The 13,287-nt window shown below is 43.1% G+C and carries 11 protein-coding genes; 5 read left to right on the forward strand and 6 right to left on the reverse strand.

Annotated features, from left to right (window positions below):
• Nucleotides 1-89: 89 nt before the first annotated feature.
• On the reverse strand, nt 90-1,328 hold the full coding sequence (locus DESMER_RS20990) for an acyl-CoA dehydrogenase family protein (protein WP_014905075.1): 1,239 nt from the start codon (nt 1,326-1,328) through the stop codon (nt 90-92).
• Nucleotides 1,329-1,414: 86 nt separating this feature from the next.
• Nucleotides 1,415-1,834 carry a MerR family transcriptional regulator gene (locus DESMER_RS20995; protein ID WP_014905076.1) on the reverse strand — a complete coding sequence of 140 codons (420 nt, stop codon included), beginning with the start codon at nt 1,832-1,834 and terminating at the stop codon, nt 1,415-1,417.
• A gap of 365 nt (nt 1,835-2,199) precedes the next feature.
• Between DESMER_RS20995 and DESMER_RS21000 the strand changes: the two genes are divergently transcribed.
• From DESMER_RS21000 to DESMER_RS21015, 4 genes are all read left to right on the forward strand, one after another.
• A complete protein-coding gene (locus tag DESMER_RS21000) occupies nt 2,200-2,724 on the forward strand; it encodes an NADH-quinone oxidoreductase subunit NuoE family protein (RefSeq protein ID WP_014905077.1) in 525 nt (174 codons plus the stop codon).
• Nucleotides 2,725-2,765: 41 nt separating this feature from the next.
• Complete coding sequence (locus DESMER_RS21005) at nt 2,766-4,649, forward strand: NADH-quinone oxidoreductase subunit NuoF (protein WP_014905078.1); 1,884 nt, start codon at nt 2,766-2,768, stop codon at nt 4,647-4,649.
• A 25-nt stretch (nt 4,650-4,674) separates the two neighbouring features.
• A complete protein-coding gene (locus DESMER_RS21010; RefSeq protein WP_014905079.1) occupies nt 4,675-6,417 on the forward strand; it encodes an NADH-dependent [FeFe] hydrogenase, group A6 in 1,743 nt (580 codons plus the stop codon).
• A gap of 277 nt (nt 6,418-6,694) precedes the next feature.
• Nucleotides 6,695-7,465 carry a tRNA threonylcarbamoyladenosine dehydratase gene (locus tag DESMER_RS21015; RefSeq protein WP_042334080.1) on the forward strand — a complete coding sequence of 257 codons (771 nt, stop codon included), beginning with the start codon at nt 6,695-6,697 and terminating at the stop codon, nt 7,463-7,465.
• Here DESMER_RS21015 and DESMER_RS21020 read toward each other — a convergent pair.
• From DESMER_RS21020 to hcp, 4 genes are all read right to left on the reverse strand, one after another.
• Nucleotides 7,462-8,037 (reverse strand): DUF5317 domain-containing protein, encoded by a 576-nt coding sequence (locus DESMER_RS21020; RefSeq protein ID WP_014905081.1) that lies wholly within the window; start codon nt 8,035-8,037, stop codon nt 7,462-7,464. The genes DESMER_RS21015 and DESMER_RS21020 overlap by 4 nt on opposite strands.
• Nucleotides 8,038-8,052: 15 nt before the next feature.
• A complete protein-coding gene (locus tag DESMER_RS21025; protein ID WP_014905082.1) occupies nt 8,053-9,336 on the reverse strand; it encodes an HD-GYP domain-containing protein in 1,284 nt (427 codons plus the stop codon).
• A gap of 328 nt (nt 9,337-9,664) precedes the next feature.
• The gene (locus DESMER_RS21030; RefSeq protein ID WP_014905083.1) at nt 9,665-10,318 is read right to left on the reverse strand and encodes a hypothetical protein; all 654 of its coding nucleotides are present in this window, start codon (nt 10,316-10,318) and stop codon (nt 9,665-9,667) included.
• 493 nt (nt 10,319-10,811) lie between these two features.
• A complete protein-coding gene (gene hcp / locus DESMER_RS21035) occupies nt 10,812-12,455 on the reverse strand; it encodes a hydroxylamine reductase (RefSeq protein ID WP_014905084.1) in 1,644 nt (547 codons plus the stop codon).
• Between the two features lie 320 nt (nt 12,456-12,775).
• Between hcp and DESMER_RS21040 the strand changes: the two genes are divergently transcribed.
• Entirely contained in the window at nt 12,776-13,279 is a 504-nt protein-coding gene (locus DESMER_RS21040; RefSeq protein ID WP_014905085.1) for a gamma carbonic anhydrase family protein, read from the forward strand.
• Nucleotides 13,280-13,287 lie beyond the last annotated feature (8 nt).

Genomic DNA, 13,287 nt, shown 5'->3' on the forward strand with positions numbered 1-13,287 from the left:
TGCTTGTAGTTCTCTTTTCAGAGAAAAAGGCTCTAGCCAATATTTAGCCAGAGTCTTTTTTGTGTTTTTGTTATGTTAAAAGCTTAAGCTTACTCATAAACCTTTTCTTCACTTAAATGGGCATTTAGGGCATCCTCTTCAATGAGCCGATGATTCAATAATTCTGTTTTTAATTCTTTATAATATTCATGTTGAATGATCAAATCCATAACTTCATTAGTTCCTGTCCATATCATGATTAGCCGTATATCCCGTAATAACCTTTCTATGGGAAATACATTTGTATAACCTATCCCCCCCATTATTTGCATAGCATTGTTGACCACATCCCAAGCTGTGTTTGTTGCAAATTTTTTGGCCTCTGAAACTAAGCGTCTGCCCTGAGCTGCAGGAACTCCAGAGTCAATAGCTCTGGCTGTAGTGTAAACTAAAGCACGAGCAGCATCCAAGCGAGTTATTGAATCCGCGACCTTAAAACTCACTGCTTGAAAATCTTTGATTGTATGGTTAAAGGCCTTACGCTTAGTACTATATGCCGTTGCTACTTGAAGTGCGGCTCTTGCCATTCCTAAAGCCCCCGCCGCACTTGTCATTCTTTCTGGAATCATCATTTGATAGAAGATCTCAGCGGCTCGGTTTTCTTGGCCTAAGAGATTCTTACCGGGAATTCGAACATCTTTAAAGACAACTCTCCCCGCTCCCCCACCCCTTGTTCCCATTAGTCCATAGACATGCCCTACCTCTACCCCAGGGCCACGGTCAACGATGAAAGCACTCATGCTTTCGTGGGATTTTCCCTCAGGGTTGGTCTTGGCATAAACCATGAAATAATCTGCACCTTCCGCACCCACTACAAACCGCTTTTGCCCGTTGAGAATGAAGTCTTCGCCATGACGCACAGCCACAGTAGTAGCTCCAAAGAAGTCTGATCCCCCTCGAGGTTCTGTCAGGGCTTCGGCAGTATAGATTTTCCCTTCTAAGGTTGGCTTTAGATAGCGCTGCTTTAAGTCTTCCGAACCAAAACGAGCTAGAGCCTCTCCGACAATAGACGGGAGGGAATAAAGGCACGCAAGGCTTGTTCCTAGAATCCCGATTTCTTCTAATACTCCAATTTCGTCAACCCAATTTAGGCCACGGCCGCCATACTCCGGGGAAAAACGCAAGCCTAAGAGATTAGCCCGGCCCAGATCCTTTAGGTATTCTACTGGGTAGACGACTTTTTCTTCATCCATATCCAGAATCAACTGCTTGGGAACTTTTTCTTTAACGAAGGCTATAGCCTCATTTTGTAGTTCTTTCTGGGCTTCAGTCAAGAGAAAATCAAACATTCGAATATCCTCCCCTTTTGGACAGATTTTACACAGCTACCTTTCCCGTTGATAGGTCGATCAGCTCATAAATTAGTGACTGTCTGTTAGTCTTCCAAGGCAGTGTTTGCATTTTTGTTCTTACGTTTCTTAAGTAAGTCAGTAAATTGTTGCTGATAGTCTAATAATTCCGCTTTCAAGAGAGTTAGCTCTTGGATCTTTTCGTCAAGCTCTCGGAGCCGCTTTTCTCCGTAAGCTACTGCACGTTCCAGCTGGAGCCCTTCTGTACGATCAATGTCATAGAGATCGATCATTTCCTTAATTTCTGCAAGAGAAAAGCCTAACCTTTTACCTCGCAGAATTAGGATTAAGCGGGCCCTTTCCCGAGGGCCATATAAGCGCTGGCTCATCTTTTCAAGGTGTAGTGGAGTGAGCAAACCCATTTCCTCGTAATAACGAATAGTTCTGGGGGTAATACATAGTTCTTGAGCCAAACTAGAAATACTCACGAGGGGCTGACCAACCAAATAATTGCACTCCTTTCATAATTAATTAGGTAAGTAATATTATAAATATTCTGACACCAGTTTACGTTAACGTCAAGACCTTTTCTAGGAGAGGAAGCTGTCTTTCTCTCTCTAAGACGGGCGAGCAGTTTTTTTGTCTGGATTTTAGGGTCTTGGTAAAAGTAAGGGCTAATTGCCCGTTCACACTCGTTGCGTTCCCTGGCTCGTTGGATGTGCAGGAATTGCGCCAACCTCCGGGCAAATAAAACTTCATAATTAATGCTTAGCCTATACGTAAATCTTGGAAAATGGGGAACTATAAATAAAGTTCTACCCCCAATGAATCAGATTAACCAGTCTATTTACCTTTATTAAGGAGGACACTCATGTGTAACAACCCATTACTTAAGGATCCCTATCAACAATTGGATGACTATATTGACAGCATTCCCTATAAAAAAGAAAACCTTATTCTAATACTACATAGAGCTCAACAAATTTTCGGTTACTTACCAGATAAAGTTCAATGGCACATTGCTCAGAAGTTGGATCTCCCCTCGGCTAAAATTTATGGCGTTGTGAGTTTTTATTCCTTCTTTACTATGAAGCCCCGGGGAAAACATGTGGCGAATGTTTGTATGGGGACAGCTTGCTTTGTCCGAGGATCTGAAAAGTTGCAAAAGGAAGTTGAAAGCCAGTTAGGGATTAAAACCGGACAGACCACTGAAGATCAGCTTTTCTCTTTGGATTCGGTACGATGTATTGGGGCCTGTGGCCTTGCTCCTGTCATGACAGTGGATGGAAAAGTCCATGGACGATTAGAAACTACTGCAGACATAAAACAAGCCCTTGCAAAATATCGCCCTGAAGGGACGCCTGAAGAGGCCAAAGGTACAAATAGTAATATTTGAGCGAGGTGCAATTCTTGGAATGGTAAAAGGAAGGGATCCAAATGAAACTCAAAGACACTGCAGAACTTAATGAATTGAAAACTCAAAGCCTTGCTCTTCTTAAAAATCGGCGTATTTCCAGCCCCCTAACAACCCTTGAGGCCCTAGGAAAACCTCGACACATTATGGTTTGTGGAGGAACCGGCTGCCATGCTTCGGAAAGCCCGGAAATTGCAGCTTTACTTAAAGAGGCGCTCAATCAGCGAGGGTTATCTGATCAAGTAGAAGTGCTGCAGACAGGGTGTTTTGGCTTCTGCGAAAAAGGCCCCATTCTTGAAATCCATCCTGACAATATTATGTATGTCCAAGTTTCCACCACAGATGTTGCTGATATTGTTGAGGAACACTTCATTCAAGGGAAACAAGTGGAACGTCTTCTCTATGTTGACCCCAGCTCGGAACAGCGTTTAGCCTCAGATTTCCCTTTTTATCACAGTCAGCTCCGCATTGCCCTGCGCAATTGCAGTTATATTGCTCCTGAGGACATTCGAGAATATATAGCCGCCGATGGATATCAGGCCTTAGCTAAAGTCCTTTTCAACATGTCTCCTGCTTCAGTCATTGAAGAAATCAAAAAAAGCGGCCTCCGGGGGCGGGGAGGCGGCGGCTTCCCTACCGGGGTGAAGTGGGAATTAACCAGTCAAGGGGAAGCTGCTCAACGCTATATTATTTGTAATGCCGACGAAGGGGATCCGGGTGCCTTCATGGACCGATCTATCCTGGAGGGGGATCCTCATAGCGTCTTAGAGGCCATGCTTATTGCCGGCTCAGCCATTGGGGCAACTCATGGCTTTATCTACATCCGGGCGGAATACCCCCTGGCCATTCACCGCTTAGAAATTGCCATTAACCAAGCCAGAGAGTATGGCTTGCTGGGGGAAAAGATATTAGGCAGTGATTTCAGTTTTGATGTGGACATTAAATATGGAGCCGGGGCTTTTGTATGCGGAGAAGAAACTGCCTTGATTCATTCCATCGAAGGTGCGCGCGGAGAACCTTCTGTCAAACCCCCCTTCCCAGCTCAAGAAGGTCTGTGGGGTAAGCCAACTTGTGTGAACAATGTAGAGACCTTTGCTAATATCCCTCCTATTATTTTAAGAGGTTCGGACTGGTTTGCAGGGATTGGCACGGAAAAAAGCAAGGGAACTAAGGTATTTGCCCTAGCTGGAAAAGTTAACAATGTTGGACTGGTTGAAGTCCCAATGGGAACCACCCTCCGTCAAATAATTTTCGATACTGGCGGAGGAATCAAGAATCATAAGAGTTTCAAAGCAGCGCAAACCGGGGGGCCTTCCGGTGGATGTATCCCAACCAAGTATTTAGACACTCCGATCGACTACGAGTCCTTAATCTCCATTGGCTCTATGATGGGCTCCGGGGGATTAATTGTTATGGATGATAGCGATTGCATGGTCAATATCGCCAAGTTTTTCCTAGAATTCACTGTGGACGAGTCTTGCGGTCGATGTACAGCCTGCAGAGTAGGTACAAAACGTCTTCACGAAATTCTGACTAAAATAACGGAGGGCAAAGGAACTTTAGATGATTTAGATAGTTTAGAGCAACTTAGCAAGATTATCAAGGACACCTCTCTTTGTGGACTCGGCCAAAGTGCTCCTAACCCCATTCTTTCTACGATAGAGTATTTTAGAGACGAATACCTGGCTCATATAGTTGATAAATCCTGTCCGGCTGGAGTCTGTAAGAGTTTAGTCAAATACAAGATTACTGATAAATGCAAGGGTTGTACTCTTTGCACCAAACATTGTCCGGCTAATTGTATTAGCGGTTCCGTCAAGGAACCTCACATCATCGACGAAGAGCGTTGTCTCAAGTGCGGTGTATGTATGGAAAAGTGCCGCTTTGGTGCCATTGTACACCAATAAGTTACCCCCAAAGGAGGACTCTGTCATGGATATACAACTTACAATCAATGACATACCGCTTACTGTTCCGGCAGGAATGTCCATCTTAGATGCAGCCAGAACTATAAACATTGATATTCCAACCTTATGCTATCTCAATCTTCATGAGATGAGACTAAATAATCATATTGCTTCCTGCCGAGTCTGTGTTGTCGAAGTTGAAGGCCGGCGAAATCTTGCGCCAGCCTGTTCTACTCCTGTATTTGACGGTATGGTGGTTAAGACAGATACTCAGCGTGCTGTACTGGGTAGAAGAACTATGGTGGAACTCCTGCTCTCAGATCACCCTAAATCATGTTTAACTTGTCCTAAAAATCTGGATTGTGACCTTCAGGCTCTGGCAGCTGATCTAGGAGTCCGAAATATTACTTATGAGGGGGAAGAATCCGAATTTCCGATTGATAAATCCAGTCTGGCGATTATTCGAGACCCCAACAAATGTATTCGCTGTCGACGCTGTGAAACAATGTGCAACGACGTTCAAACTGTAGGAGTCTACTCTGCGGTGGGCCGGGGTTTTGAAACAGTTGTTAAAACCGCCTTTGATCTGCCTCAACACGAAACGTCTTGCACGTTTTGCGGACAATGTGTAGCTGTCTGCCCCACCGGTGCCTTAATGGAACTCGATCAAGTGGATAAAGTCTGGAAGGCCCTTAACGATCCAACTCGTTATGTCATCGTTGAAACAGCCCCTGCAGTCCGGGTCGCCCTTGGAGAAGGCTTCGGTCTGGAACCGGGAACCATTGTCACTGGAAGGATGGTTGCTGCACTTCGCCGGCTGGGCTTTGACCGGGTTTTTGATACTGAATTTGGAGCAGATGTGACAATTATGGAAGAAGCTACGGAGCTTATTCATCGTATTGAACACGGCGGACGCCTACCCATTCTGACAAGTTGTTGCCCTGCTTGGGTGAAATTTTTTGAACATCAATTTCCGGATTTATTGGACATCCCCTCAACCTGCAAATCTCCGCATCAAATGTTAGGAGTCTTATCTAAAAGCTATTACGCTGAGACTTATGGTATTGATCCTCAGAAAATCACCGTAGTTTCAATTATGCCTTGTATTGCTAAAAAATACGAAGCAGCTCGTCCGGAGCTGGGCCAAGACCCTGTCACTCCGGATGTGGATATTGTCATCACAACCCGGGAACTTTCCCGAATGATCCGGGAAGCTGGAATTCATTTTGATCATCTTAAGGAAGAAGATTTTGATCATCCTTTAGGGGAATCCACCGGTGCTGCCGTGGTTTTCGGAACAACCGGAGGGGTTATTGAAGCAGCTTTAAGAACGGCTTATGAATGGTTAACGGGAAAACCCTTAGAAAATGTGGAATTCGAGCCTCTTCGAGGGATGGACGGAATTAAGGAAGCCATTATTCCCATCGGGGAGCGTGACTTCCGCATTGCGGTTACTCATGGCCTGGGCAATGCCCGAACCATTCTTGAGAAGATTCAATCAGGGGAAAGTCATTATGATGCTATCGAGATAATGGCTTGCCCCGGAGGTTGTATCGGGGGCGGAGGACAACCCTATCATCATGGAAACCTAGCAATCCTGGAAGCCCGTGCTAATGCCATTTACCAAGAAGATCGCTCCAAACCTTTGCGCAAGTCCCATGAAAACCCTGCGGTTCTCAAGTTATATAGAGATTATATCGGCGAACCTTACGGAGAGAAAGCTCATCGATTACTTCATACTAGCTTTACCAAGCGCCCAAAAATCTAAAATTCCGCCGTTTGACAGTGGTTGCCCTAAAACTTGCAAAAACTTGCCAGACTGGCACATCTCGTTTCACATCTCCCACATTTACTTCTATAAAAACAACAGAGCAAAAGCGGTCTCTTTCACTTTACTTTTTAGTGCCAGTGAAAACAGACCGCTTATTTGAATCGCATTAACCCCTTTAAATTAAGAGAGCCAAGTTTTCAGACCATCCCTGTATTTTTATATTAGAAAGGTTATGATAAACTCTAAGGGTAATTATTTGAAAAGTGGTGGAAATATGCAACACAAATTCTCTAGAACAGAGCTTCTTATTGGCCCTTCCGGTCAAGAAAAGCTGCAGCAAAGCAGTGTGATGATATTTGGGATTGGTGGCGTTGGCTCTTTTACAGTCGAGGCCTTGGCCCGTGCCGGAATTGGTCACTTAATTCTGGTTGACTTTGATGATATATGTCTGACAAATATTAACCGACAACTACATGCCCTCCATTCTACAGTTGGAGAGGCCAAAGTGGAGGTCATGAAACGACGGATTCAAGAGATTAATCCATCTGCCAAGGTAGAAGCTTTTAAAGAGTTCTATTCAGTGACAGATGCCGACCGTTTTCTGGATAGCAATCTAAGCTACGTCGTTGATGCCATTGATACTGTATCGAGTAAAGTTAGTTTGGCCAAAGAATGTTTACTTCGCGGTATACCTTTCATTTCCAGTATGGGGGCCGGTAATCGCCTTACCGCCGAGAACTATAGAGTTGCCGACCTCTCTAAGACAAGTGGGGACCCCCTGGCTAAAGCTATGCGTAAACTTCTGCGTAAAGAAGGTATCACCAAAGGGGTAAAAGTTGTATTTAGTCCTGACCTGCCATTAACCCCCTTCACTTCCGATGAAGATTGTTCAACAAATTGTATCTGCCCGGGTGGAGATGCCCCCTGTGCTGTGAAACGTCAGATTCCTGGAAGCATATCTTTTGTCCCGTCTGTTGTGGGTCTCCTTATTGCCGGAGAGGTTATTCGGGATTTACTGAACAATTCTACAACTGCTCAAGTTTAAGCAGTTGTAGAATTGTGTGCTTTGGGGGTAGATTTGTCTTGCTTTCTCACCATAGTTTTAAATACCAGCAGAAAAATCCCTAAATCAACGAGCAGATCTCCCAGACTAAAAACTTGTTTGCCTATTCCTATAATGGACAGATAAAGGCGATCCGCCAAAAAACTCAGGTGTGTCGTCGCAGTCATCAGTCCATGAGTCCCCTGCCCTTCCAGTAAAGCTTTGCGACTTTCTGCCGGAAGAAACGAGGGATCCACCGGCATTACCCCTCCATTCAAACCAATTACGATAGTGTTTAAAAAAATCCCCAGAGCAATCCAGCGCATGCCCGGACATGCTCTATTTCGCCATGTGAAAAACAGCAATAAAAAATAGGATCCTGTTCCAAGAAGTTGAGTGAGCCAATTAGAAGCAAGCCCAATTTCTTTAACAGCAACCCAGTAGAGACCACTTTGAATTATCAGGGCAACCGGAACCAGCCAAGATTCTCGTAGAGCAAGCTGACCTAACCGACTAAGTTTCCCCCCGCTAAACAAACTGAATAACAACGCAATAATTAAAGTTTCGATTAGCATATTTCACCTCTTAGACTAGGATAAAGCCGGTTGCACATGCTCTGCATGAACTTCCAGGGCTACTTCATTTGTAACCACAACACAGAAGATCTCTACAAGTTTGGGATCCAGCTGAGTTCCGGCAACTCGTTTTAATTCGGCTATTGCTTCAGAATGCGTACTTCCTTTGCGGTAACTTCGATCCGAAGTAATCGCATCATAGGTATCAGCAACTGCAATGATCCGTGATTCCAAGGGAATCTCCTCACCCTGAACCCCATCAGGATAACCTTGGCCATCGAAACGCTCGTGATGATGACGTACAACTTGACCTATATCAAATAAGAATTTAATGCCTTTAATAATTGTTTGCCCAATCACAGGATGACTACGAATTGCTTCCCACTCAGTATCAATAAGTTTCCCTTCTTTATTTAAGATCATTTCGCTAACGCCTATTTTGCCGACATCATGCAACACTGCAGCGTATTTAAGAAACTCAATTTTTTCCTCGCTCATTTTGATTGCCTCTCCGATAGCAACTGCAAGCTTCCCAACTCTCGCAGAGTGTCCACTGGTATATTTGTCTTTGGCCTCTAAAGCTTGTACTAAAGCTTCGACTGTATCCAGATAATTTTCCCTCATGTCAATATAGAGTTGAAAGGCATGGCGAGAAATCAATAAGGGAATAAAGAGTAAAAAAAGTCCCAAGGGGCCCCAGTTCTTATAGAGCAGAGCTAACAAAAATCCTAGAGGAACGAGTGCCATAAAATTAGGCAAGGCCCAACGAAAGTTAACTACCCATACAGCCAAAGGGGATTTATTAGATATAAACCCAAGAACAAGCGCAACAATTGTCATATTCATTATCATATAGATAAGTGCTGCTAGAATATAAATTAGGATTGATTTAAAGTCAAATTGGAACGAAGTTATTTTAAAAAAATATATAGCAGTATAGGCGACGGTCAGGGATATAACGTATTGGGATGCATTAAAAACCCTTTTGTATAATGGCTGCTCAACGGCAACTTTCCCAAAAATCAGTAACCCGGATAAAGCCATTGCAGTCAATGTGACTCCTAACGGGAATAAAATAAGTGATGATAGAAATATAGAATAGCTGACAGTTACATACCCTCCTTTGGGCAAAGCAACAGGTAAAGACTCACATGAGATGGCTAAAATGCCAAAGATCAAAAGATTTAATAATTGTTCCATGGTCCAATTCGTATGGTAGATATTCCATATTAAACTGATTGAGGCAGACAAGGTTATTATTGCAAAAAACAGTTTAAATTCTTTTGATGAACTTTCCACGACCCACCTCAAATATATTTCAGCCGCCAACTTAACTATCTAGATCCGTAGCCGCTCTTCAGAGAAGAACAATGCTACTTTGTATTTAACTATCTAACACGTTCTACCATCTGAAAGTTGCGCCACCGGCGAGTACGAGAGTAACAAGAACAGAGATTGCTTTGAATAATTTGCTCATATCGGTAAACCTCCTTGATTTTTTTATCAAAAGGACAGTATTACCGCTTCGCTCCCTTTCCGTTCCGCTGTTTTTTCGCTTCGCTATAGTGAAATAAAACAGATGTACTCTAGGATCTAATTGTTAAGTTGGTCGGCCAAAATTAGTAAATTAATTGCTGCTGAGAAACCTCAGCTTTCGATTAACAGCGTCAAGAGTTGCCTTAACGACGGCTTCCCGATCATCATTTTTAACTAAGGCACACCCTGTAAGGGATTGTTCGCCCGTAGAAGCAATTAAAGTTATTGAAACCAGCGCAATCTGTTGTTTGGCAAGTTGGGTTATCCCTACATCCTCAGTGACAAATAAAAGTTTCCCTAAAGTGAGCGGCTCTAAGGCCTTTAATGTAGCCTCAACAAACAACCGCAATTTATTATGAGCTGAAGAAGGACCTTCAGCCAGCCCTTCAATTAACTTATCTCCCTTTAGCAATTCCACTTTCACTTCTGCCATCCCGTTAACAGTTCTAAGGGTTACCCCTACCAATTTAGGCCGGGCTGAAACTTCTACAACTGAAGTCCCTTCTTCATCCTCTTCTACTTGGGCAACACTTATTTTCTTATGATCAATTTGCAAATCAAATTGAGCTGCCAAAATCGATTCAACATCCCGAACAATCTGCTTAGGTGCTCGTCCCGCCCCGGCAAGAACATGTACCTCTTCAATTATCCCTTGACTATTAGTATTAATGCGAGCAGCAACTACGGATTTAACCTGTTTAATGGCCTGCTCCCAATCTTTAATTGGATAAGGCGTTTCTGACATGAAAACACTCCTTAGTTTCTGATTCCTATTTAGGGCTTGCTATTTTATCGAAAAATCCAGACTTCACAAGGGTTACGGGTAGTGTCTTAATAAATATGCGAATGAAAAACCAGCCTTTGGGGTCAAAAGCCCTACACATGGAGTTAAATCAAATGGTGCATCAATGCACCATTTGGCCTGACTTCCCCGACAGGGGAGTACCTAACTGACAAAAAAGAGGTTGGTTTAGCAAGCCCTATTTAAATGTAATTGAATATTTTCGACGTCTATTTGTATTTTCCTTTATTAATACCATATAAAAAGTGTCAAAGTCTAAACTTTTAGCAATATGCTAACTTTTCATATTCTTTTTGCAAATTTTAACCGATTGAGGCCCCTAAAAAGACACAAAAAAACAGCCCCTTACCGATTCTGATATGCTCCCCTTGTAGTAACTTGACAGGGAGCATATCATTCTGTAGAGGGGGCTGTTATCTGAAGGATTAAATTCTTCTTAAGCCATAAACATCTTAACATCCTCTTCAACGCTGGAGATTCCTGCTATGCCAAAGTTTTCTACCAAAACTTTAACCACATTCGGAGACAAGAAACCAGGCAGGGTTGGTCCTAGGTGAATGTTCTTTACACCTAAGTAGAGTAAAGCTAACAGCACTATGACAGCTTTTTGCTCATACCAGGCAATGTTATAGGAAATTGGTAGTTTGTTGACATCGTCGAGGCCAAATACTTCTTTTAGTTTTAAGGCAATTACTGCTAAAGAGTAAGAGTCATTACATTGTCCGGCATCAAGTACTCTTGGAATACCTCCGATGTCACCAAGGTTTAATTTATTGTATTTATATTTCGCACATCCTGCTGTTAGGATTACAGTGTCTTGAGGCAGGGCCTTAGCAAAATCCGTATAGTAGTCTCTGCTCTTCATGCGTCCGTCACAACCAGCCATAACGAAAAACCGCTTAATAGCTCCGGATTTTACTGCATCGACAACTTTATCTGCCAGAGCCATTACTTGATTGTGGGCAAATCCTCCAACAATTTCTCCGGTTTCAATTTCTGTTGGTGACGGACAGCTCTTGGCATGGGCAATCAAAGCTGAAAAATCTTTGGCCTTTCCTTCAGCACGATCAGGGATATGCTTAACTCCTTCAAATCCCACAACTCCGGTAGTATAGACTCGATCCTTGTAAGATTCCTTCGGAGGAACAAGACAGTTGGTAGTCAAGAAGACCGGTCCGTTAAAAGAGTCAAATTCTTTGTCTTGCTTATACCAGGCATTTCCGTAATTGCCTACAAAGTGATCATACTTCTTAAAGGCCGGATAGTAATGGGCTGGGAGCATTTCTCCATGGGTATAAACGTCAACTCCGGTTCCTTCCGTTTGTATCAGTAATTCTTCGAGGTCCTTCAAGTCATGGCCGCTAATGAGGATAGCTGGGTTGTTTCTGACTCCGATATTGACTTTTGTGAGCTCAGGATTTCCGTAAGTGGTTGTATTGGCTTTATCTAAGAGAGCCATGACATCGACACCGAATTTTCCAGCTTCTAAGACGAGGGCCACTAGGTCACCAGCTTCAAGTGTATCATCAAGGGTAGCTGCCAAGGCTTTTTCAATGAAAGCAAAAATACCAGTCTCTTGATACTCGAGTGTATAGGCATGCTCAGCATAGGCGGCCATCCCTTTTAGTCCATAGGTAAGCAACTCGCGGAGTGATCGAAGGTCTTCATTTGCCGTTGCTAAAATTCCAATTACTGCAGCCTTGGTCTCAAATTGATCTGCCTCCTCAGTCCAAGTTGCCGCATCGTGCAGATTCGCCGGAATAGTACCACCGGCTTTGATAATCTCTTGTTTTAGTCCATCACGTAAGGCAAGACCCTCTTGGATTCGTTCTACAAAACGACTTTTATCAAAGTTTGCATTGGTAATAGTGCTAAAGAGGCTTTCCATGATGAATTTATCAATATCCGGTCGGACAAGATTAATTTCTCTGGCTTGAACAGCATAAAGGGCTATTCCTTTCAAGGTGTAAATCAAAAGATCTTGTAAGTTAGCAACATTCTCAGTTTTCCCGCAGACTCCTTTAATTGTACAACCGGTTCCCTTTGCTGTTTCCTGACACTGATAACAAAACATACTCATATTTGTTCCCCCTAAAAAGTTTTTTATTTAAATTTTTTGTTTAACTCTCGTTGACTAAGGTTAGTTTATAGTAATTTCTATAGAAACACTGTGATTAGAAGCCAAGTTCATGTGTGAGATAAATCACACTTACTTAGACTCTTATCTTTGTATGCTTACAAAGTGCCTAGCATTTTAGTTCGTGTCGATTTATAATTAGAGTGTTTTTTCCTATCGCCCAGCTAAAATTTTTAAAATCCGCTGTCCAAGGGTATTTCATTAACAATAGCAGTACTTAACCGAACTTTGAATATCTGCGTTTTGACTGGAGGAAGGAATACATGATAGAAGATCAAAAAAAACCTCAAATAGCTGACAATGTCTATCTTGCTGAGGGCTGTAAAGTGATCGGAGATGTCCATATTGGTGAGCGATCCAGTGTTTGGTATAACTCCGTCATTCGAGGTGACCTGTCGAAAATCAGCATTGGCAAATGTTCCAATATCCAGGATTTAGTTGCCATTCACGTCAGTAAAAATCAACCCGTAACCATTGAGGACTATGTTACAATCGGTCATTCAGCCATTCTCCACGGCTGCACGATCCGCAAAGGATCTCTGGTTGGCATGGGAGCCATTGTTCTTGATGGTGCTGTTCTCAATGAGGAAACATCTGTTGCTGCCGGAACCCTTGTTCCCGGCAATAAGACTTATCCTCCCCGGGTAATGCTGATGGGAGTTCCGGCAAGAGTAGTAAGAGATCTTACGGAAAATGAGATATTAGCCATGCGTGAAGCAGCAGAACGTTATGTCGCTAAGACTGAATCTGCTCTGAATCAGAAATAAGCATTGGT

The organism is Desulfosporosinus meridiei DSM 13257 (genome assembly GCF_000231385.2).
In the GTDB taxonomy this organism is placed as follows: domain Bacteria; phylum Bacillota; class Desulfitobacteriia; order Desulfitobacteriales; family Desulfitobacteriaceae; genus Desulfosporosinus; species Desulfosporosinus meridiei.

Excerpts from the sequence above, each read along its gene's own strand:
- DESMER_RS21015 (WP_042334080.1), top strand. The coding sequence starts at position 6,695 with ATGCAACACAAATTCTCTAGAACAGAGCTTCTTATTGGCCCTTCCGGT.
- DESMER_RS20990 (WP_014905075.1), bottom strand. The coding sequence starts at position 1,328 with ATGTTTGATTTTCTCTTGACTGAAGCCCAGAAAGAACTACAAAATGAG.
- DESMER_RS21030 (WP_014905083.1), bottom strand. The coding sequence starts at position 10,318 with ATGTCAGAAACGCCTTATCCAATTAAAGATTGGGAGCAGGCCATTAAA.
- hcp (WP_014905084.1), bottom strand. The coding sequence starts at position 12,455 with ATGAGTATGTTTTGTTATCAGTGTCAGGAAACAGCAAAGGGAACCGGT.
- DESMER_RS21040 (WP_014905085.1), top strand. The coding sequence starts at position 12,776 with ATGATAGAAGATCAAAAAAAACCTCAAATAGCTGACAATGTCTATCTT.
- DESMER_RS21010 (WP_014905079.1), top strand. The coding sequence starts at position 4,675 with ATGGATATACAACTTACAATCAATGACATACCGCTTACTGTTCCGGCA.
- DESMER_RS21005 (WP_014905078.1), top strand. The coding sequence starts at position 2,766 with ATGAAACTCAAAGACACTGCAGAACTTAATGAATTGAAAACTCAAAGC.
- DESMER_RS21020 (WP_014905081.1), bottom strand. The coding sequence starts at position 8,037 with ATGCTAATCGAAACTTTAATTATTGCGTTGTTATTCAGTTTGTTTAGC.
- DESMER_RS21000 (WP_014905077.1), top strand. The coding sequence starts at position 2,200 with ATGTGTAACAACCCATTACTTAAGGATCCCTATCAACAATTGGATGAC.